General features: G+C 35.3%; 19 protein-coding genes. 7 read left to right on the top strand and 12 right to left on the bottom strand.

What is annotated here, in order from left to right; all coding sequences use genetic code 11:
* Positions 1-489: 489 nt before the first annotated feature.
* On the bottom strand, positions 490-651 hold the full coding sequence (locus tag DBR39_RS24630) for a bacteriocin-like protein (RefSeq protein WP_410494265.1): 162 nt from the start codon (positions 649-651) through the stop codon (positions 490-492).
* Between the two features lie 227 nt (positions 652-878).
* On the opposite strand from DBR39_RS24630, the gene DBR39_RS19945 reads away from it, so the two are divergent.
* On the top strand, positions 879-1,151 hold the full coding sequence (locus DBR39_RS19945) for a bacteriocin-like protein (RefSeq protein WP_124536013.1): 273 nt from the start codon (positions 879-881) through the stop codon (positions 1,149-1,151).
* Positions 1,152-1,235: 84 nt separating this feature from the next.
* Here the strand turns inward: DBR39_RS19945 and DBR39_RS19940 are convergent, their stop codons facing one another.
* Positions 1,236-2,186 carry an isopenicillin N synthase family dioxygenase gene (locus DBR39_RS19940; RefSeq protein WP_124536011.1) on the bottom strand — a complete coding sequence of 317 codons (951 nt, stop codon included), beginning with the start codon at positions 2,184-2,186 and terminating at the stop codon, positions 1,236-1,238.
* 84 nt (positions 2,187-2,270) lie between these two features.
* Here DBR39_RS19940 and menD point away from each other — a divergent pair, with 84 nt between their 5' ends.
* Complete coding sequence (menD, locus tag DBR39_RS19935) at positions 2,271-3,941, top strand: 2-succinyl-5-enolpyruvyl-6-hydroxy-3-cyclohexene-1-carboxylic-acid synthase (RefSeq protein ID WP_124536009.1); 1,671 nt, start codon at positions 2,271-2,273, stop codon at positions 3,939-3,941.
* Between the two features lie 2 nt (positions 3,942-3,943).
* Here the strand turns inward: menD and DBR39_RS19930 are convergent, their stop codons facing one another.
* Together DBR39_RS19930 and DBR39_RS19925 are read right to left on the bottom strand one after the other, a co-directional pair.
* Positions 3,944-4,570, bottom strand: a complete 627-nt coding sequence (locus DBR39_RS19930; protein WP_103235311.1) for an aminotransferase class IV — start codon at positions 4,568-4,570, stop codon at positions 3,944-3,946.
* The gene (locus tag DBR39_RS19925; RefSeq protein ID WP_124536007.1) at positions 4,554-5,531 is read right to left on the bottom strand and encodes an aminodeoxychorismate synthase component I; all 978 of its coding nucleotides are present in this window, start codon (positions 5,529-5,531) and stop codon (positions 4,554-4,556) included. The genes DBR39_RS19930 and DBR39_RS19925 overlap by 17 nt, the downstream gene beginning before the upstream one ends.
* A 44-nt stretch (positions 5,532-5,575) precedes the next feature.
* On the opposite strand from DBR39_RS19925, the gene DBR39_RS19920 reads away from it, so the two are divergent.
* The 4 genes from DBR39_RS19920 to DBR39_RS19905 all read left to right on the top strand — a co-directional run bounded on the left by DBR39_RS19920 (position 5,576) and on the right by DBR39_RS19905 (position 8,446).
* Entirely contained in the window at positions 5,576-6,301 is a 726-nt protein-coding gene (locus tag DBR39_RS19920) for a hypothetical protein (RefSeq protein ID WP_124536005.1), read from the top strand.
* Positions 6,302-6,373: 72 nt separating this feature from the next.
* Complete coding sequence (locus DBR39_RS19915; protein WP_103231326.1) at positions 6,374-7,102, top strand: beta-carotene 15,15'-monooxygenase; 729 nt, start codon at positions 6,374-6,376, stop codon at positions 7,100-7,102.
* Between the two features lie 15 nt (positions 7,103-7,117).
* Positions 7,118-8,197, top strand: coding sequence for an AI-2E family transporter (locus DBR39_RS19910; protein WP_124536003.1), 1,080 nt, complete (start codon positions 7,118-7,120; stop codon positions 8,195-8,197).
* 21 nt (positions 8,198-8,218) lie between these two features.
* Positions 8,219-8,446, top strand: coding sequence for a DUF3820 family protein (locus tag DBR39_RS19905; protein ID WP_124536023.1), 228 nt, complete (start codon positions 8,219-8,221; stop codon positions 8,444-8,446).
* A gap of 321 nt (positions 8,447-8,767) precedes the next feature.
* On the opposite strand, the gene DBR39_RS19900 is transcribed toward DBR39_RS19905, so the two are convergent.
* The 7 genes from DBR39_RS19900 to DBR39_RS19870 all read right to left on the bottom strand — a co-directional run bounded on the left by DBR39_RS19900 (position 8,768) and on the right by DBR39_RS19870 (position 16,878).
* Entirely contained in the window at positions 8,768-9,208 is a 441-nt protein-coding gene (locus DBR39_RS19900) for a hypothetical protein (RefSeq protein WP_124536001.1), read from the bottom strand.
* Between the two features lie 192 nt (positions 9,209-9,400).
* Entirely contained in the window at positions 9,401-9,817 is a 417-nt protein-coding gene (locus tag DBR39_RS19895; RefSeq protein ID WP_124535999.1) for a hypothetical protein, read from the bottom strand.
* A 213-nt stretch (positions 9,818-10,030) separates the two neighbouring features.
* Positions 10,031-10,480, bottom strand: a complete 450-nt coding sequence (locus DBR39_RS19890; protein WP_124535997.1) for a hypothetical protein — start codon at positions 10,478-10,480, stop codon at positions 10,031-10,033.
* A 44-nt stretch (positions 10,481-10,524) separates the two neighbouring features.
* Positions 10,525-12,183 carry a T6SS effector amidase Tae4 family protein gene (locus DBR39_RS19885; protein ID WP_124535995.1) on the bottom strand — a complete coding sequence of 553 codons (1,659 nt, stop codon included), beginning with the start codon at positions 12,181-12,183 and terminating at the stop codon, positions 10,525-10,527.
* Between the two features lie 414 nt (positions 12,184-12,597).
* Positions 12,598-14,589, bottom strand: a complete 1,992-nt coding sequence (gene uvrB, locus DBR39_RS19880; RefSeq protein ID WP_124535994.1) for an excinuclease ABC subunit UvrB — start codon at positions 14,587-14,589, stop codon at positions 12,598-12,600.
* A gap of 148 nt (positions 14,590-14,737) precedes the next feature.
* Positions 14,738-16,504, bottom strand: a complete 1,767-nt coding sequence (locus DBR39_RS19875) for a M56 family metallopeptidase (RefSeq protein WP_124535992.1) — start codon at positions 16,502-16,504, stop codon at positions 14,738-14,740.
* Between the two features lie 2 nt (positions 16,505-16,506).
* Positions 16,507-16,878 carry a BlaI/MecI/CopY family transcriptional regulator gene (locus DBR39_RS19870; RefSeq protein WP_103231334.1) on the bottom strand — a complete coding sequence of 124 codons (372 nt, stop codon included), beginning with the start codon at positions 16,876-16,878 and terminating at the stop codon, positions 16,507-16,509.
* A 106-nt stretch (positions 16,879-16,984) separates the two neighbouring features.
* Between DBR39_RS19870 and DBR39_RS19865 the strand changes: the two genes are divergently transcribed.
* Positions 16,985-18,202: a PQQ-dependent sugar dehydrogenase gene (locus tag DBR39_RS19865; protein ID WP_124535990.1), complete on the top strand. Its 1,218-nt coding sequence runs from the start codon at positions 16,985-16,987 to the stop codon at positions 18,200-18,202.
* Between the two features lie 43 nt (positions 18,203-18,245).
* On the opposite strand, the gene DBR39_RS19860 is transcribed toward DBR39_RS19865, so the two are convergent.
* On the bottom strand, positions 18,246-20,672 hold the full coding sequence (locus DBR39_RS19860) for a TonB-dependent receptor plug domain-containing protein (protein WP_124535988.1): 2,427 nt from the start codon (positions 20,670-20,672) through the stop codon (positions 18,246-18,248).
* Positions 20,673-20,685 lie beyond the last annotated feature (13 nt).

Raw genomic sequence — 20,685 nt, 5'->3', positions numbered from 1 at the left:
GGTTTGAGTGTAGCAGCGCGCTGGCGTGAGGAGTATGAATGGATAGCTGGATCAAGCTCCTGAAATAACACGAGCTGTTCAATACAATGTTTATTATTATTCAAAGAATCTAAACGAAGAAAAAACGATAGTATCAAATAACTTAAGCATTAAAAAACTTTTGGGTTTCATCTTTGGAATTTTTAAGATTGTAACAAAGCCTGGGTTCCTACCGAATGACACAATTGAAATAGAGGTTTATCCGTAATCCTTTGCCATTCTAAGGGGGATTAAAAAGTTCTATTTTTATCAATTATTTCTGATTTATCATTCAACAACCTGTCACTATCATTTTAAGCGCATAAAGGGCTCATCATAGGTAAAAAGCTATTTGTGTACAAAAAAGAGAAATAACCCTTCAGAATCTAGCTTATTTTAATCCAAAAGAAATAAAAAAACCGCTTCAATAAAGAAACGGTTCAAAATTTTATGACATCTTGATTTTAATGCTTACATATCATTGTTTGTATCCGGGCATTTGAAATCATCGCTGCAGGTAGCGCAAACAATGACTCCACTGCAATAATACATGCAGAAGTCTGGTTCAGGAAGTTTAGCTCCTCCACTAATGTTTTTTAATTGGCCTTTTTGTAGTTTTTTTAGATTTTTCATATTGTTTTAATTAAAAATTTGTAGGTAATGTAAAAATAGTTAAAATGTTTTTAATTAAACAGGAATAATGTGTTAAAAAACAAATATTAATATAAATTATTACTCAATGGTCTTTAATACTATTGAAATTAATTTAAATATTTGATTATTAATGAAATAAATATTATTTTTAAACAAGCGTTATCCGAAAAGCTTATAGAGTAGGAAATACCAAAAAATTAAAAACTATGAAAAATCTAAAAAAACTTTCAAGAGAAGACAAGAAAATTATTGTTGCAGGAGTTAATTTCCCGGCCTATTGTTTTGAAGGCGGAGGGCCTGGTGAAGGGGGATGCTCTGCGGGAGAAATCTGTTCAGGTGGAAAATGTGTACCTTATGGAGGAAATCCAGGAGGTGGTGGGGGAAATCCTGGTGGTGGGGATAGTTATACCTGTATCTGTCCGTGGGGAACTTTTACACAGTCTACTCCGTGTCCGGAATTTTATTGTATAACAGGATAGGATAAAAAAATAGTCAATAATTAATCTGGCTAATACCATTCCTGATATTATTTAAATTCAGATTAATTATTGACTATTATACTATTATTTTTTAATCAATCCCAGTTCGATCAATCTCTCATGCAGGAATTCTCCGGCAGTAGTATCTTCGTACAATTTTGGATTGTTTTCGTCTATACAATTTTCAAGTGCATTTAAAGACATTGCACTGACTGGATGCATGAAGAAAGGAATAGAGTATCTTGAAGTACTCCACAATTCTCTTGGCGGGTTTACCACTCTGTGGATGGTAGATTTCAATTTGTTGTTGGTATGTCTTGAAAGCATATCTCCAACATTGATCATCAACTCATCTGGCTCTGCGATAGCATCAATCCAGTCTCCATTGTGGTTCTGAACCTGAAGACCTTTACCCTGAGCACCCATTAAAAGAGTAATAAGGTTGATGTCTCCATGAGCAGCAGCTCTTACAGCATCATCCGGTTCTTCTGTAATTGGTGGATAATGGATAGGTCTTAAAATAGAATTTCCTTCTGCAATTTTGTTATCAAAATAAAATTCATCTAGACCAAGGTGCAAAGCTAAAGCTCTTAGCACATTCTGTCCTGTTTTTTCAAGCATTTGGAATGCCTCTTTACCTACTTCGTTGAATTTCGGAAGTTCTTCAACGATTACATTGTCTGGATACTCCTTTTTGTATTCTGAATCATCAGACAGATATTGTCCGAAGTGCCAGAATTCTTTTAAGTCTCCTCTTTTGAAACCTTTTGCAGTTTCTTTACCAAAGCCTACATACCCTCTTTGGCCGCCGATTCCTGGAATCTCATACTTCTTTTTCGTTTCAACGGGTTGTTCAAAAAAGTTTTTTACCTCTTCATACAATTCATCTACTAATTGATCATCAAGAAAATGGCCTTTTAAGGCTACAAAACCAATTTCTTCATAAGCTTTTCCGATTTCATTTACAAATTTCTGTTTGCGTTCCGGGTTGCCCGAAAGGAAATCACGCAGGTCTACACTAGGTATTTTATCCATTTTTAGAAATTTACGAATAGCAAAATTACATTTTTTTTAATTGAAATGATTTTAAAATCATTATTTATAAGTTAAATTTGCTGTATGAAAAAATATTCTTCTAAGAGAAGTATCCAAATACTCGCACATCTTCTTCAACAGTACGGAATTGCAGATATTGTAATTTCTCCGGGGTCAAGAAATGCTCCTTTGGCCATTCATTTTTCAGAGATAGATAGTTTTAATTGTTACAGCATTGTAGACGAAAGAAGTGCTGCTTTTGTGGCAATGGGAATGGCGAAAAGCGAAAAGAAACCGGTAGCGATTACCTGTACCAGTGGATCAGCAGTAGTTAATTACTATCCTGCTGTTACTGAAGCTTTTTATCAGAATATTCCCCTGTTGGTACTGACTGCTGACCGGCCTACCGATTTTGTTGATTTATTCGACGGGCAGACGATTAGACAGAAAGATGTTTTTCATCAGCATTCTTATGGTGATTTCCAATTGTTGGAAGACAGCAAAGAAAATGCAGAAGATATTAATTTTGAAATCATTAAAAAGGCGATCGAGCTATGCTTTGAAAAGCAGGGCCCGGTGCATATTAATATCCCTTTAGAGGAACCTTTATACGAACTTGTATCAGAGCTTCCTACTTTTCCTACGGTAGAAAAAACAATCAAGCATAAAGAATATGAAATTCCGTCTAATCTGGTTGCGGAATGGCATACTTCCCAAAGAATTATGCTGTTGGTAGGAACGAGAGATTACAGCCCGGAACTTGAAAACCAATTGACACAGCTGGTGAAAAATCATTCTGTTGTGGTATTGAGTGAAGCCAATTCTAATCTGTATCACGAGAAGTTTTTCAGACATATAGACCGTTATATTTTTAACTTCACGGAAGAAGATTATAAGACATATGCCCCGGATTTATTGATTACCGTTGGGCAGAATGTAGTTTCTAAAAAAGTAAAACAATTTCTGAGAAGTGCCCGTCCGAAACAGCATTGGCATTTGGATGAAGTATGGCAGCCGGATACTTATTTCTCATTGACAGAAAAAATAGAGGTTAAGCCTGAAGTTTTCTTCTCAAAATTGTTGAAATTTATTAATCTTGAGCCTAGACCTTATTTTAATCTTTGGGATGTTTTAAGGGATAAAAAAGATGCTAAACACGAGCAGTTTTTAAATACTGTTGAGTTCTCAGATTTTTATTTCTTCAATAAGGCCTCACAGACAATTCCTGAAAATTATAATATCCATGTCAGTAATTCTTCCGGGATCAGATATGCACAGTTATTTGACTTTGGTAAAAGAAAAATATACTGTAACAGAGGAACGAGCGGTATTGACGGTTCTACTTCCACGGCCATGGGATTTGCCATTAAAAATGAAAAACCCACTTTGTTGATAACAGGAGATTTAAGCTTCTTCTACGATATCAATGGTCTTTGGAACCAATATATTCCACCATTTGTAAGAATTATGATCTTCAATAATGGGGAAGGAAATATCTTTAAAATCATTCCGGGACCTGGAAATGCCAACCCGAATACATTAGACGAATTTATTGCTACAAAACACCGTAAAAATGCAGAATCTTTGGCTAAACATTTTGGATTCTCCTATATCAGAGTAGAGGATGAGCCTACCCTGGACAGAGTTCTTGAGAACTTCTTTAAACCTGACGCACAGCCAAAAATCCTGGAAGTAAATACTCACGGGAAAAACAGCGCAGATGTACTGAAGTCGTACTTTGAATTTATGAAATAAATTTAAAGATCAAGATATTCTTCACTCCCCGGCAGATTGGTAATTCTGTCGATAGGATAGATAAACATATCATCGAAATCGTTCAACGCATTAATGATCTGGAAATGGGTGAATTGCTTTATATTCTGTAAAGTGATCTCCGTTTCTTTGATCTTTTTATGCTTTAAAAGATGCTGTCTTTGCACTCCGTTCAAAAGATAGGTAGAAGGCGTAAACCAGTCTTTTCCTTTTAAAAATAGAATGTTGGAAAAAGAGGTATCGGTAATATGATTGTTTTTGACAATGATAATTTCTTCTGCTTTGGCTTTCATCTTCATTTTTTCCAGCTCCTTTCGATCTTCAAACTTGAATGAATAATCGAAACTGTTGTTTTCTACCAGTTTGAAATCCTGTATCTCAGGAATAGCATAAGGAATCATTTGTGTCCTGATTCTCTTGTCAAGATCATAGGCAATTCTTAATTTAAAAAGACCATCCTCATCATGCTGCAGATTTTTATAGATCTTGGCCAGATCGATAGAGTCTTCCTTCCCGAAATGGGAAAATGTTTGATTGACACGTTTCTGGTGTAGATCCAATAGAAAAATCTCCTGATCTTCTACTTTAATGCTTTCAATGAATTGGGACATAGATTTTATTTTTCATTTCCTGATATTCGTCTTCTAATTTACTCATATGCGTTATACCGCCTCCGCTCTTGAAATAAAGTTGATCTCCATCTTTTTCAATAAAGCGTATCATTACACAACTGTCTACATTCTGGCCGTCAAACCAGCCGCAGACTCCTGTGTAATATCCTCTGTCATATCCCTCCGCATCCAGAATTATTTCCAGTGTTTTAGGTTTAGGGGCTCCTAAAATAGAACCCGCAGGAAGTAGTTTCTGCATAATACTTCCTATTTTTCCGTCAAATTCAGGTTTTATCATTCCTGAAATCTCGGAACTCATTGCATACAGATCCTTCTGTTGGGTTTTGATGAAATCTATATGCTGAAACTGGTCTACTTTTACATCATCAGCTACCATGCTCAGGTCATTGCGAAGCAGGTCCACAACAGTATAATGTTCTGCTTTTTCCTTTTTATCATTCTTCAGTATTTCTGCTGCATTTTCAATGGAAGCGTCAATGGTTCCCTTCATGGGATAAGTCAGAATTTTGCCGTCAATGATCTTTACAAAAGTTTCAGGAGAAAAAAATACAAAAAAATCTTTATAAAAAACTTTATACTTAGCATTTGAGTGATAAAAAATTTCTTCTAACGTTAAATTGGTCTCTATCTTCGTTTTTCTGGTGTAGTTTGTCAAATAAGAGTTTCCTAAACGGATATTTTTCTGAACTTTGTCAAAACCTATTTTAAAATTTTCCTGCGTTTCAGGAAATGATTTCCAGATGATCTTTTTACTTAATGCTTGTTGTCGTTTAGTGTTTGCAAAATTTTGAAAATCAATAATTAAGCCTGATTTTTCAATTTCATTTTCCGGGTATATTTCGACATTCTCCGAAAGAAAGTCGATCATGAAGAAATAGGGAACCTTCTGCAGAGAAAGCGCATCCATTTCCATAAATTTTTGATTATTCACTGAAAACATTCTGCAAAAATAATTATTGATGTTTACTTTTGCAGAAATTTTTTATGATGCAGAACAAATATCCCCAAAAACCGGGAATAGATTTTATATTGAAGCAGGCTTTTTTCTATTGGAATAAAACACTGGTTTTTCAGTTGATGTTTTCAATTATCTTTTTTGGAATCTTCCTTACCTCTGTTATGCTTTTTGCCGGGAAGTATGAAATATTTTCTTACACTCAGCAGTTAACGGAAGCTTTTAAGCAGGGTACAGAAGCTTATATGGAGAAAATGGCAGAGCTAAGCGCTACAGAAAATTTTCAGATGTTTAATCTGGCTATCTGGGCAACTACAGCATTTTTATATCCTTTGAATCTTGGTATGTTCCAGATTTTCAGAAAGATTGACCTTAAAGAAAAAATTGTAATCGGCGATTTATTTGCTGGATACAATGGACTGAACTTTTTTAAATATGTGGGGTATTTTCTTTTCTGGTTCTTTGTTTACAGATTTACTGCTCCTACCATTATTTTGGCGGTAATTTGGGTTGCTGTGACCCTATTTGTAGCGCCACTCATGTTTTTTACCAATAAAAGGATTTTTGAAGCTATTTCTCTTAATTTTAAAGCACTTAAAGTCTATTTTGTAGAAATAATGGTGTGTGTGATCGTTGCTTCTCTATTTAAGTACTTAGGTTTTGCCTTGTTTTTGATAGGAGGTCTGTTCACATTTCCTTTTTGGAATGCTATGATTTACTCCCTTTACAAAACAGTTTTTTCAGAGAAAAATTAAATATTCCTGCATGTTTAACATATTTTTTACTAAAAAAAACTAAATTTGGTAAAATCATTAAATATTTAAACTATGTCAGAATTTAACGAATTTGATCAGCAGGGCTCTGTTCCTAACAGAGATACGGGATCAATCATTTCTCATGCTTTTGAAATGTACAAAGGTGTTTTCGGGTACGGAATCGTCGCTATGATCATTTATTTAGCCGGAGGATTTGTGATTCAAATGCTTACAGGATTTGACTCTGCTTCAATGATGGAGGAAATGAAATCTTCGGGAGGCGACTTTAATTATTGGAGTGCTCCGGGGCTTCCATTGTATATGGGTGCTTCCGGTCTTTTTGGAATTTTATTGTCTCCTTTGTATGTAGGATTGATCTACATGGTGAATAAGTATAATACCAAAGCTCCGATTGAGTTTTCTGATCTTTTCATCGGGTACCGTCAGAATTTTGTAAACATATTGATTTATAGTCTTCTTTCGTGGATTATTTGCTCTGTTGCACTTGCTTTGTGTGTTTTACCTATCATTTTTGTGTATCCTTTTCTTTTAATAGGATATCCTATTCTGTTATTTGAAAATGCCTCAGCTACAGATGCCTTAGGGAAATCTTTCAATATTGCTAAAGAGAATTATGGAACGTTCTTGTTAACAGGATTTTTAGGATTCCTGATCTCTATGGCAGGAGTTATTCTTTGTGGAATCGGAATTATCTTAACCGCTCCGTTTATTATGATTGTAATGTACTCTGCGTATTGTGCTTTCTTAGGAAAACCAAGACAAATTACGTACAGTAAATAAAAATATCAAAAATACATGATGAATAAGGACAAACAAATAAGCAGTGTTGCGATAAAGCAGATGTCGTTGCTGGCCATTATTGTGATATTGGCAGGACTTATATGCTTTAATCTGGCATTGTTTATTCCCTCAGTTCTGGGGGCGATTACCATTTATGTAGTCTGCAGGAAGTATAACTTTTATCTGCAGGAAGAAAAAAAATGGAAACCGTCACTGGCTGCCCTTGCATTAATGTTTGCAAGTCTTATTGTCCTCATTCTTCCCATCTATTTTATTGCTGATCTGATTATCGATAAGCTGGGGAATGCACAGGCTTATATGGCTAAGTTTAATGTTTTCCTCGACAAGATCCATTCTTATATTTTCTCTAAAACAGGATTTGATATTCTGAGCAAAGAAAATATGACCAAACTGAAGGATTCTGTAGGAAAAGTTTCAACATCAGCACTCAGTGGAACATTCAATACCCTTACAGTAGTGATGTCCATGTATTTTATTCTCTATTTTATGCTGGAAAGACCAAGGCTCTTCGAAAAGATCCTTACTACTTCTGCACCCTTGAAGAGATCCAACATTTCTTTGATTGGCGATAAAATGAGAAAACTGATTATGGCCAATGCTATCGGAATTCCGGTTGTTGCAATAGGACAGGGGATAGTAGCTCTTATTGGTTACCTTATTTTTGGGGCACCGGGAGCTGTACTTCTTTTTGCATTGACGGCAGCTGCTTCAGTGATTCCAGTTGTAGGAACAGCTATTGTGTATGTTCCGGTATGTATCTTTATGATTGCAGAAGGAAATACAGGACAAGGACTGGGGTTGGCTATATATTGCCTTGTAGTCGTAGGTCTTACCGATAATCTTCTCCGTTTTACCCTTTTAAAGAAGCTGGAAAACATCCATCCTTTAAATACGGTATTTGGAATTATTATGGGAATGAACCTGTTTGGCTTTATGGGGCTTATTTTCGGGCCTATTCTCATATCATTGACACTTCTCCTGGTTCAGGTATACAGAAATGAATTCTCGGATGAAAATACCCCTCCGGAACTTGAACTGCCCGGACAAGATGATATTAAAGAAAAATTAATTTAATTATATAAAAACGTGGAGGGAATCAATCCGGAAATATTAAAAGAAATCTGTGTATTTAAAATGCCGTTCGGTAAGTATGAAGGGACGGTTTTGGTAGACCTTCCGATAAGTTATCTGGAGTGGTTCAATAGAACCGGAATGCCCAAAGGAAAACTGGGGATGCAGCTTTCAACAGTTTATGAGATCAAACTCAATGGCCTGATGGATCTTTTGATTCCCATCAGAGCTTCAGTGAGAAATGGATTGTAATACTTAAAATATACCGATCTTAGTATAAAGTTTCGGCGGCATCGAAGATAGGACAGCATATATTTACTTGAATTTGATATAAAATAAAAATGATTGGCTTTACCTGTCTGTGGTAGAACCAATCATTTTTTAATGTTTTAAAAACCTTTAATCTATTGTTTTATTAAAGATATTGATTTTTTTATAAGTTATAGTAGATTGATAATTAGGTGGTCCCATGGATTGTTAGTATCCTTAACACCTAATTTATCAAACACCACTAGTTTAATTCTTAAATAAACAACACCTCCCACTATACAGGCCAACCTATCTTAAAATAAATTAAAAAGATGGATTTTTTGAAAGAATTAACGAGTCTAAATCTTTGACCTTTTTATATTTATTAATATGTTTCGTAGCAAAGTTATCCAGCTCTTTACTTTTATAAACATACAAGCAATTTCCAAATACAATTTTCCCAGCTTTTGCTTCAGAAACCTTACCGATTGATTCCATTGAGTCTTTTTTCATCTTATTTATTTTAGAGACCAAAAAAGCATCTATCTCATCATCAAATAAAGCTATTGCAACAGGGTCGTAGAGTGTCTTATCTATATCATATATTCTATTTACAAGGTCTTTATTCTCATAACCTTTCAATAGACATTTTTGTAAAGTTCTATCTTTAAAATTTTGTACTGTTAGCTCTTCTTTAAAATTACTTTTATTAACAGTACATGAAACTAGAAAACATCCTGTAATTGTTATTGTTAATTTTTTCATATAATTTTAATTTATTCAAAAGGATAAACAAAAATAGCATAATAAAGAAAGTATTTAAAAACTTCCAGTTACTATCTTAAAAATATATCAAGAAATGATTTTTTTTGTTTTTGGTAATTGAAATAATGCCTTCTGAGAAAGATATATTTACATTTTATTATTTCATAGAAATATTCATAACTCGAATTTATCTTATTTTTTAATTTCATCTATCGATGTTGCCTCACTTATAATTTGAGGAAAATTTGGATGCTGAATATAAATCTTACCTTCTCTGTCAGAAAATTTAAATTCTATTTGTGATACCCTTTGTTCATACAAATTTGTTTCTTCATCATAAGTCAAAACTTTGTATTTGAGGTTACAATGATTAACATCTTTAAAATCGCAAATTAAATTTTCAATTATTTTGAAGCGAATAAATAACTCCTCTTTATTTGTATGTCTAATTTTTAAATCAATTAAATTATCTCGAATCTCATATTTAATGGGTACATACCATTTCTCTCCATCAATTGGAAGTGAATATGCAAAATATGTTAGATTATTCGGGCAATTATTTTCCGAAGTTTGACAAAATAATGATTGCCAAGCCAAGGATAGAAGCATAATTATAAATATTTTTTTACACATTAGTTTACATTATTCTAGTCCATTTTTTAAGTTAATACCAATTTTAAAATTGTTATAAGAATAAAAACATTTTTTTCATTGATTAAGTTATTTTAAAATAAGAATGATTGGCTTTACCTGTCTGTGGTAGAACCAATCATTTATTAAAGTATATCTTTAGTATTTTATTAAAAAAATGAGTTTAATATTCTAGTTTCTTTCTTCTTTTAACTTTATTTTATAATATTTTTGAGTTATTTTATTGAGTTCTTTACTCTCATAAAAACTTAAACAAGTAGAAATAATAAAATTTTTACCCTTTATTTCATTCTCATTTTCATTAAGTATGTATACAGGAGGAAGATTAGATATTATTTGCTTTGCTATGCTATCTTGTATTCTATCTTCTATAATAAATGGCTCATCAGAAGGAGTAAATAAATCTTTCTCTGCCATTAATTTTCCTATTTTAAAATTAGTATTCTCTCCATATCCATGTTGTAGACATTTATAAAAAACAGCATCCCTAAATCTTTTGGTATAAAATTCCTTTTCATTATTTTTTTGTGTTCTATCACTTCGATATCTGAATTGTGGTCTTTCATTGATTGAACATGAATAAATTAATAAAAAGGAAATGATAGCTATAATTAACTTCATTTTAGTCATAAATTTCAAATATTTCGTTATTAATTTATAAATATTTATTGTAATATCCAAACATCTATGTAATCTATTGGGGCATCATAAAAATGACATCCATTAATACAAGTACCATTAGGTTGTAATATATCACCATGTCCAGAGGCCCACGCAGAATTACTAGAAACTAAAGAATAAATTCCTTTTATATCTTTTAATATAACTGGCAGATTAACACCATTTACTCCCGCTTGGTTTCCTGTAATATGAATGTGATTTGAATTATATGGAGTAGTAGAAGTTGCTGGATTGGTTCCAAAAGTTTTTCTCATCCATGCATTCAATTTCTTTGCACTTAAAAAATAATATTTTCCATCTCCTCCTTTAAATGTATGGTTGGGTATATTAGGAATTTTAACCCCTGAATAATTTAATGCTATTGAAACTCTCAAAGCACATGCATTATCGTAATCATTGTCATTATTTGGGTTTGAATCATTTAAAACGCCATCTCTCAATGCTTTTGGAGTGCCCTTGACAATTTCATATATAGCAGGTCCTGAAAGTCCTTTTCCGTTCACGTCTTTAGGAAATGCATCATAATAGTTCTGCCAACTAGGTAGTGACTGAGGGGGAAAGGTAAGGTTAGGGTTGTCCCAATATGCTGTATCGTAATTTTCATCAGCTTTTCCTTCAGAAGTCCCTAAAAACCAATTTTCAAATTGATACCAAGAAGTGGTTGGATTATTTTGCTTAAACTGTAATGCCCAGGTAATAAATTCTTCAGCTTCAGCACTTCCATAATTAGCATCGTAATAATTTTTAAAACCATCATAAAACTCAGTATTGGCTGTATCATAAATAACAGTTTTCAAATCTACTGGAAGTTTTTTAACGTAAAAAAAGAACCTACTAAGAGTTGGAATTGTTGGAGTATCTGTGCCACCTCCTAAGCCTGTAGTGGGTCCTATATCACCTCCTCCTGGTGATCCATCAATTCCCAGACTTGTATCTGCTGTACAAACTAATGCTACTACTGTAATATGTTGAGCTGCGTAACCTCCTTTATTTTGCCAATTGCACTCTCCCCAACTACTTTCATTACCTTGGTGATGCTCTCCTGTATAGCAAGAGAAATACATATCTACAGTTTTATAAGAACATGATTCTGCTCCTCCCATACTTCTATTAGAAACTATTCCACCATATGTTCCTTTTGCAAGTTCAATAGCAGTGGCTTTTCCTGCCGTTTTCACTCCTTTTCTTGAAAGTAGATCTTGTTTTTCCTGCGATGTAAAATTATACGTTACCAAAAGTTCTTTATAACTACCATCTGGTAAGTAAGATAACACCAGATTTTCTAAAGGTGCACTTTCAGGTGAGTTTTCTCTTACCAGATTAAATGTGTAAGTATGAAAATTAGTTCCATATTCAATATACGTCACATTGTCCGTATCAATGGAGACCCCATTTGCATAATCAATTGCCTTGCCTGATGCATTAGTTTTGATTTCTTTTAGATTCTCTTGTACTTTTTGTAATTCAGTTTTAAGAACCAATTTGTGTTTACTTTGTTCTAGACGAATTGTTTTAGATGTTGGTCTGAATTGACTACTGTTGCTGTGTGCCTCTTGTTCTGTCGACAGTTCATTCCTACAGGAATATAACAAGACTATAATGGTTACTAAGGAAAGTAACCTCGAAATAAATTTGTTTTTCATTATTTGTGTTAAATTTAAAAGTTATTTAGTTTTCATCGCGATAAAGATATAAAAACCCTCAAATAAATTAATAAGGGAAACGATATTTTGTTTGATATACAAATATATATTGCTAAAGCGACTAAACCGGTCGTATTATTTTTAGGATTTAACTTTCCTTTGTTAAAATATTTTGTCAGTCGTTGGATTGTCAGTTTCAGACCTCGCAAGAGATAATAAGTACAACCGATATACAGAATAAGGAATGTAAACACTTTAAAAATATGAGATACTTCACCCCAAATGCTGTGTACTGCCTATATTCAAATGGCAGTATGTAATCTGTCTGAAGCTGCAATATTATCATTCTGCAACATCAAAGGGGGCATCTGCTTTTATAAAGATGCCGCCGAAACTTTTTTAGTATAAGTCCTGCTAAGCTTTCAAAGCTGTAATTTCATCCCGTAGCTTAGCTGCTTTTATAAAGTCAAGGCTTTTGGCTGCGGCCTCCATTTCTTTCTGTTTCTGGGTAATCATTTTCTCAATATCCTCACTTGCATAGGTTGCCTTTGTTTCGGCAACTTTTTGCATAATTTCCTTTTGAGTATATTTCTGATCAGGAAAGTCTTTGCTTCTTCCGACAAGATTTTCGGAAATCTTTTTATTTAAAGCTGTTGGCTTAAGGCCGTGATCTTCATTGTATTTCATTTGCTTGGCACGGCGGTATTCGGTTTCATCCAGAGTAGCCTGCATAGATTTGGTGATCTTGTCAGCATACATGATCGCTTTTCCGTTGATATTCCTTGCGGCACGTCCCACGGTTTGAATCATCGATCTTCTGCTTCTCAGCATTCCTTCTTTATCTGCATCCAGAATCGCAACCAAGGATACTTCCGGTAAATCCAATCCTTCTCTTAATAGGTTTACTCCGATAAGAACATCAAAAAGTCCTAAACGAAGATCCTGCATAATCTGAATACGTTCCAGAGTTTCAACATCAGAATGAATATACCTCGTTCTGATCCCAAACTTGATAAAATATTTGGTGAGTTCTTCCGCCATTTTCTTCGTTAAAGTAGTTACCAGAACTCTTTCATCAGCATCAGATCTTTTGTGGATCTCTTCCATTAAATCATCAATCTGGTTGAGACTGGGTCTTACCTCAATAATTGGATCAAGAAGTCCTGTAGGACGGATAATCTGTTCTATATAAGATCCTCCTGTTCTCTCAAGCTCATAATCTGCCGGTGTTGCAGAAACATAGATGACCTGATTCTGTATCGCTTCAAATTCTTCAAACTTCAAAGGCCTGTTGTCCATAGCTGCAGGAAGCCTGAATCCATATTCCACCAATGCTTCTTTTCGGCTTCGGTCACCACCGTACATGGCGTGAACCTGTGGAATCGTTACGTGGCTTTCATCAATCACCATCAAAAAATCCTTTGGAAAATAGTCAATCAGGCAGAAAGGTCTTGTCCCCGGAAGTCGGCCATCCAGATATCTGGAATAGTTCTCAATTCCTGAGCAATAGCCCAATTCCTTGATCATTTCAAGATCCAGTTCGGTTCTTTCCTGAAGTCTTTTTGCTTCCAGGGGCTTTCCGATAGAACTAAAGAAGTCGACCTGTTTTACCATATCATCCTGAATCTCTTTGATCGCTCCGTTTAAGGTATCCTTTGAGGTTACGAAAAGATTGGCAGGGTAGATTTGAATTTGTTCAAAATTAGCCTCTACATTTCCTGTAACAGGATCAAAACTTTGGATCTTTTCAATTTCATCCCCAAAAAACTGTATTCTGATGGCATTGTCAGCATACGCCGGGAAAACATCTATCACATCACCTTTTACACGGAATGTTCCCCTTTGGAATTCATTTAGCGTTCGGGCATATAATGCATTAACTAATGAGTGAAGAAGGGCGGTTCTCGTCACCTTTTCACCAATCGCTATAGAAATTAAGGATTTATGAAATTCAGTAGGATTTCCGATACCATAAATACACGAAACAGATGCTACAATCAAAACATCCCTTCTTCCTGAAAGAAGGCTGGCAGTTGCAGAAAGACGTAATTTTTCAACTTCTTCATTGATGCTCAGATCTTTTTCAATATAAGTTCCTGTTGTAGCTATATAAGCCTCAGGCTGGTAGTAGTCATAGTAGCTGACAAAATATTCCACGGCACTTTCCGGGAAAAATTCTTTAAACTCCATAAACAGCTGTGCTGCCAGAGTTTTATTGTGTGCAAGTACCAGAGTTGGACGCTGTACATTTTGTACAACATTCGCCACTGTAAAGGTTTTTCCAGATCCGGTTACCCCTAGAAGCGTCTGATATTTCTCACCGATCTCAATTCCTTCGGTAAGTTTTTCAATGGCTTGAGGTTGGTCCCCTGTCGGTTTATATTCTGATTGAAGCTTAAAATTCATAGAAAAGAATGTATAGAACAAAAATACGAAAGAAATTTTTAGACAGGATAATGTTTTGAAGATGAATATTTTGATAATATAATTTTAACAGTCTAAACAAGAATAATTAAAAAAATAAAAAGCGCTAAAAAAATTAGCGCTTTTGTTATTATGGACGTGTAAAAGTCATGGTTGCGGGGACTTTTAGTACCGAAGCAATCGCTTTTCCATCTTTTGTAGCGGGTATCCAGACTTTGTTATTACTTATTGCAGTAATAGTCTTAAGGAGCTCCCGGTTCAGGATTTCATTGTCTCCCGAAGTCGTTACCTGAGTTGTTTTTCCTGTTTCGTCGATGTGAATATAAGCCGTCGACGTTATAGGACCATTTTTAGATTCAAGATTACTGGTATCGATGCCCTTATTTATTTGCATCCTTAAGTTCTTATCGCCATCAGCGTATTGTGCCGGAAGCACATTAGTGTTTTGTTGAGTATTGATGGCTGTTTTTTCGCTTAAGCTGTTTTCTCTTGGAATTATAGTGTCTGAAATGGCTTTTACCCCTTGTCTTTTGAAACCCATTATGACAGAAGATTTCCCTTCTTCTCTGGACTTCTCAAAATAAGAATGAGTCATTAAGGTTACCTGGTAAGGCTGGGGATTTTTTGCTGTTCTTGCATTTTGAGAAATTTTACTGATATAAACATTTGAAAAATCCGTTTTTGTATAGTCTTTCAAAATGTTATTTTCAATTTTTTTTGAATCAATCCAGACTGCGTAGCTTTTCTTGTTTAAAAATGATTTCAATTCATTCTCTGTGGGAGTTCTATTTTTCAGTTCAGGCATTGTAAAGAAAGTAATCTTCTGCTCATTCCTCTGATTTTCATTGAGTAGAGGGTAAAGTTCTTTCAATCTTTTTTTATCACCTTCGGAGACTTTTTTTGCGAAGTCAGCATATTTTCCATGGCTCAGGAGATCAGTATATTTAGCTAATATGTCTTTGAATTCCTGATAAGGATCCAGGCTATTGGCTGGAACACTGGCTTCTGTTGTTTTTTCAGAAATCTGAGTATTTGCAGGATTACCAGCATAAGTTCTCTCAGAGAATAAAGCAACTGCTGCAATCAGAACCGTTATTCCTGTGGCTTTTCTTAGCAGGCTGAATTTTGTTTTTTTGGTTTTCATCATAATAAATCTTTTTTTGGTATTATTAAAATTGAATGAATGGGTCAAAGGTGGGTTTTGATGACTAAGAATTTCTTCGAGAATCAGACTCTGGTATTCTTTAATGTTATAATTACTTTTCATAACGGATTCATCCGCTAAAAATTCATGATTCGTGATCACTGCTTTTTTATAAAGGAAAAGAACGGGATTGAACCAGGTGAAAATTTTTAAAATATCCAGAAACAATACATCTATACTATGCTTCTGTTCAATATGAGTTTTTTCGTGAAGGAAGATTCTTGGATCAATCGTGTCATTTTTCATATAGCTTCCCCCCATATAGATTGTATTCCAAAAGCTGAAGGGGGAAAGGTTTTCTTTTGTTAATATGACATTGTGATGATGGTAAATATGTTTTTCTCCCTGTATTCTTCTGACAGCCAGAAGGGCAAAAAGGCTTCTCAGCAGTAGAAAAAGAGTGATGACTATGTAAACACCCCATACAATATTCATCCAGTTAAAACTTTCCTGCACCGGCTGATCGATAAAAACCATTTGCTGGGCCGTTTCTTCAATAATCAGTTGAGGATTGATCTCAGTTTCCGGTCTTTGTGTAGTGATCGTAACAAATGGAATCACATAAGAAAGCAACAGTGAGCTTAATAAATACAGCCGGTTGAATCTGTACATTTTTTCTTTTTCCAGAAACAAATAATAGACGGTTATGAAAATAGAAGAGCACAGAACTATTTTAAAAATAATGGCAGACATATCTATTCTTTTATCTGTTCATCTATAATATCACGAAGTTCTTTCAGTTGCTTTTGGCTGAGTTTTGCATTTGAGGTAAAAAATGACGCAAACTGCGTTACCGAGCTATTGAAAAAACGGTCAATCATGGAAGTCATCTCTTCCTTGAAATATTCCCCTTTTTCTACCTTTGGATAGTATTCACGGGAATTTCCATACAGTTTATAGCCTACCAGCTCCTTATTTTGCATTCTTTTAAGCAAGGTAGCAATAGTCGTAGGTGCAGGTTTGGGTTCCGGATAAGCATCCAGAATATCCTTCATGAAAATTGTTTTCTTTTCCCAAAGAATTTCCATGAGTCCTTTTTCAGAATCTGTTAATTTAATCTCTTTCATTCTACAAGATTGTAATTTGTTCTACAAATGTAGAATAAAAATTAATATACACAAACTTTATGGCATTATTTTTCCATTCAATGTAGAATCACCTAATCATAATATTATGAAAATCAATCAATTTTATGTTCCGGCGCTCAGCCTTTTTCTTATTTTATCATCATGTAAAGAAAATCATGCGAATGCTCAGAAGACCGGAAATGACGGAAGTGTAGAGACGGAAAACCCCAATTCAGACTACAAACCGGCATTTAAAGGGCAGACAAGAATTAATGCAGTAAAAACAAAAACGGCTTACCATGTAGAGGTATTAAATAAAGATTTGGGAAGACCTTGGGGGATTATCAATTTGCCTGATGGAAGATTTCTCATCACCGATAAGAAGGGCCACATGAATGTTGTTTCAACAGATGGAAAGCAAGTGTCAAAAATAGAAGGCTTTCCAAAAGTGGATTCAAAAGGGCAGGGAGGAATGTTGGATGTAGCCCTTGATCCTGATTTTAAAACCAATACTATGATTTACTTCAGTTTCTCGGAACCTTTTGGAAAAGGAAACTTGACTTCTGTGGCGAAAGGTAAATTGTCTGGCGATTTTAAAAATATATCAGACGTAAAAGTGATTTTCCGTGCAGAACCTTCTTATGATGGAGATAAGCATTATGGAAGCCGTCTGGCTTTTGATAAGGAGGGAAATTTATTTGTAAGTACCGGGGAAAGATCCGATAAGGTGACGAGGGTTTATGCCCAGAAAACAGATAATTATCTTGGAAAAATTCTAAAGATCACAAAAGACGGCAAACCCGCTCCCGGAAATCCTTTTATTGGAAAGCAAGGCTATAAACCGGAAATCTATGCCTATGGCGTTCGAAATCCACAGGGTATGGCTATTGATCCACAGGGAAACCTTTGGGACGTGGAAATGGGACCAAGAGGCGGAGACGAAATCAATCTGATCCAGCCCGGGAAAAACTACGGATGGGGAGATGTTACCTATGGAATTGAGTATTCCGGGGATAAAGTAGGACAGGGAATCACCCAAAAAGCAGGAACAGAACAGCCGGTTTACTATTGGGATCCTGTGATCTCACCAAGCGGAATTACTTTTTATACCGGAAATATTGAGGAGTGGAAAGGGAACCTTTTTATCGGATGTTTAAGTGGTGAGCACATCGACAGAATTATCATGAAAGATAATAAAGTAGTAGGAGAAGAACGTCTTCTTACAGATCAGAAAGAACGTTTCCGGGATGTGCTGAACGGAATTGATGGTAATCTGTATGCGGTAACAGACAGCGGTAAGCTTTATAAAATTTCAAAAAAATAACAACAAAAACTCCTGAAGATTCTCAGGAGTTTTTGTTGTTCAATTAAAATTTAAAGTTAAGTCTGGCAAAAACCTGTCTTCCGGCAAATCCCATTTGTACAGGATCAAAAATCCCACCAGATTCAGTGTTTCCACTGCTCACCTGGGTAGTCTGCAATGTCGGATATCTGTTGAATAGGTTTTTACTTCCTAAAGTCAGATTCAGATTTTTGCAGAATTCATAGCCAAAGGAAAGATCGGTAGTTACTTTCGGGTTATAAATCTGCTCTACCTCATCATAACCGATTAAAGTTACTTTATCAAATCTTACCATTTGCAGATTCACATTGAATTTGTTGATTTTATAATTAAGGTTTAAATTAACCTTAGTTTTCGGAGCAGAAGCCAGAATGAATCCTCTTTCTCTTTTGCTCAGATAAATGTCTTCTTTTCCTGCCAGCTGCTCAGAAGTATTCACTTTCGTAATTTCCATATCATTATAGTTTCCGGCTAAAGTTGCCGTTAGCTTTCCGGATCCAATGCTTTCAGTATAGCTTAAAATAAGATCGATCCCTTTTGTACGCGTATTGATCGCATTAGAAAAGAACTGTGCCTGGTCAATATAGGGATAATCTGTCTGAACATCTCCAGGAAGATCATCTCTTGAAAAGTTTCCTGTAAGAACAATTCTGTTTTTTACGTTGATATAATACCCATCTATTGTTGCTGTGAATTTTCCTGTATTATAAGTGAAACCAGCACTTCCGTTTACGGATGTTTCCTGTTTCAGCTGTGCAATTCCCACTCTCTTGGCCAGATCACTGTCATTAGAAGCCAGTTGGATGGTAACCAGCTGACCGCCCTGGAAATTGGTAAACTGCTGGCTATAATATTTCTGTGCCAACGACGGAGCTCTGAATCCTGTAGAAACAGACCCACGGAAGGCAAACTGTGGGGTAATGGCATACCGTGTTGCGAATTTCCCGTTCAGAGTGCTTCCGAAATCATTATAATTTTCAAACCTTCCGGCAACACTTACCATCCAATTTTTAGTAATGTCAAGTTCAGTGTCTACATAGGCTGCGAAGTTATTTCTGCTTTTCCCAATATCTGTGGAATAGCCTGGGAACCCCTGAGAACCGCCCGGTCTTACTTCCCCGCTTAAGGGATTGGTTACCAGTTGATTTTGAGGAGTGTTAGGAGTCACAATATTTCCATTCACATCATACATCGCATAAGATGCCTCCTGTCCTTTAATAATATTGAATTTTTCATATCGGAATTCTGATCCGAAAGCAACATTAAGCCCTTCCAGTACCTTGAATTGTTTAACAGCATTAAAACCCGTTGTATTTTGGAGCAATGAGTGCCCTCCGGCATTAAAGCTTGTCGGTGATTTAATTCCTAAGGTGGCATTGATCGTATTGTCAATCTGATAAGTAAATCTATTGTTGCCAAAAGCATTATAAAAATCTACATCCCAGTCAGCAACTTTGAATTTCAAGCCATTGTCAAACGTGAAATCTGTAATACTGGTATTTTCAATTGGATTGAATCCTGTTGGGTAAACCTCAGGAATATTTCCGTCTGCATCCGGTGTTCTGGTCCAGGCATATGCCTTAGTATTTCTATGTGAAAAGCCTTGACGGGAATAGAACTTCAGTCCGTCTGATAAAGGAACTTCAATATTTCCGAAAAAGTAAATATTCTGAGCTTTGGCATCTCCAAAACGTTGTCTTGGTGCGGTATACATATCCGGGTTTGCATTTCGTATCGCATAATCCTTGTTGATAAATTCTACCGTAAAGTTTCCAAAACCACCTTTTGACCCTATTTTTGTTCCTAAATTTCCGCTGAAATCAAAGGTGGTTCCGTCTATTTTATGATCAGAAACGATATCATTATTTCCGGGACTTTTGAAAAGGTTCATCCCTGTGAATACATTTCCCTCAAAACCTTTATCACGGTCATTAAGAATAACATTGATTACCCCTGCGATAGCATCCGAACCGTATTGAGCTGAAGCCCCGTCACGAAGAACTTCCACTCTTTTTATTGCACCAATGGGAATAGTGTTCATGTCATACCCGGTGTTTCCTCTTCCTTTGGTTCCGAAAAGGTTGATCAATGAAGATTGATGATATCTTTTTCCATTCAAAAGGAGTAAAGTCTGATCAGGGCCCAAACCTCTTAAAGTAGCAGGATCTACTGCATCAGCACCGTCAGATCCTGATTGTTTGTTGGAATTGAAAGAAGGAGCAGAAAACTGTAGCAATTGGTTGATTTCCACCTGTCCTGTTGACTGGCTTACCTGTTTGATATCGATGATGTCAATAGGAACGGGAGTATTAACGACTGTTCTTTTCTTATTCCGGCTTCCGGTAATAGCAACTTCGTCTATCTTTGACTCCTTCAGAGTATCCTTTATTTGCTGGGCATAGGAAAGGGTAGTTGCTCCAAGCAAGAAGATGCTGATGTATTTTATTCTCATATTAATAATTTTG

The sequence above is a fragment of the Chryseobacterium sp. KBW03 genome (assembly GCF_003852415.1).
Taxonomy (GTDB): Bacteria; Bacteroidota; Bacteroidia; order Flavobacteriales; family Weeksellaceae; genus Chryseobacterium; species Chryseobacterium viscerum.
Note: the sequence above shows the minus strand (reverse complement) of the source record. Positions and strands in the feature narration are given on the sequence as shown.

Excerpts from the sequence above, each read along its gene's own strand:
- DBR39_RS24630 (WP_410494265.1), bottom strand. The coding sequence starts at position 651 with ATGAAAAATCTAAAAAAACTACAAAAAGGCCAATTAAAAAACATTAGT.
- DBR39_RS19945 (WP_124536013.1), top strand. The coding sequence starts at position 879 with ATGAAAAATCTAAAAAAACTTTCAAGAGAAGACAAGAAAATTATTGTT.
- DBR39_RS19940 (WP_124536011.1), bottom strand. The coding sequence starts at position 2,186 with ATGGATAAAATACCTAGTGTAGACCTGCGTGATTTCCTTTCGGGCAAC.
- menD (WP_124536009.1), top strand. The coding sequence starts at position 2,271 with ATGAAAAAATATTCTTCTAAGAGAAGTATCCAAATACTCGCACATCTT.
- DBR39_RS19930 (WP_103235311.1), bottom strand. The coding sequence starts at position 4,570 with ATGTCCCAATTCATTGAAAGCATTAAAGTAGAAGATCAGGAGATTTTT.
- DBR39_RS19925 (WP_124536007.1), bottom strand. The coding sequence starts at position 5,531 with ATGTTTTCAGTGAATAATCAAAAATTTATGGAAATGGATGCGCTTTCT.
- DBR39_RS19920 (WP_124536005.1), top strand. The coding sequence starts at position 5,576 with ATGATGCAGAACAAATATCCCCAAAAACCGGGAATAGATTTTATATTG.
- DBR39_RS19915 (WP_103231326.1), top strand. The coding sequence starts at position 6,374 with ATGTCAGAATTTAACGAATTTGATCAGCAGGGCTCTGTTCCTAACAGA.
- DBR39_RS19910 (WP_124536003.1), top strand. The coding sequence starts at position 7,118 with ATGATGAATAAGGACAAACAAATAAGCAGTGTTGCGATAAAGCAGATG.
- DBR39_RS19900 (WP_124536001.1), bottom strand. The coding sequence starts at position 9,208 with ATGAAAAAATTAACAATAACAATTACAGGATGTTTTCTAGTTTCATGT.
- DBR39_RS19895 (WP_124535999.1), bottom strand. The coding sequence starts at position 9,817 with ATGCTTCTATCCTTGGCTTGGCAATCATTATTTTGTCAAACTTCGGAA.
- DBR39_RS19890 (WP_124535997.1), bottom strand. The coding sequence starts at position 10,480 with ATGAAGTTAATTATAGCTATCATTTCCTTTTTATTAATTTATTCATGT.
- DBR39_RS19885 (WP_124535995.1), bottom strand. The coding sequence starts at position 12,183 with ATGAAAAACAAATTTATTTCGAGGTTACTTTCCTTAGTAACCATTATA.
- uvrB (WP_124535994.1), bottom strand. The coding sequence starts at position 14,589 with ATGAATTTTAAGCTTCAATCAGAATATAAACCGACAGGGGACCAACCT.
- DBR39_RS19875 (WP_124535992.1), bottom strand. The coding sequence starts at position 16,504 with ATGTCTGCCATTATTTTTAAAATAGTTCTGTGCTCTTCTATTTTCATA.
- DBR39_RS19870 (WP_103231334.1), bottom strand. The coding sequence starts at position 16,878 with ATGAAAGAGATTAAATTAACAGATTCTGAAAAAGGACTCATGGAAATT.
- DBR39_RS19865 (WP_124535990.1), top strand. The coding sequence starts at position 16,985 with ATGAAAATCAATCAATTTTATGTTCCGGCGCTCAGCCTTTTTCTTATT.
- DBR39_RS19860 (WP_124535988.1), bottom strand. The coding sequence starts at position 20,672 with ATGAGAATAAAATACATCAGCATCTTCTTGCTTGGAGCAACTACCCTT.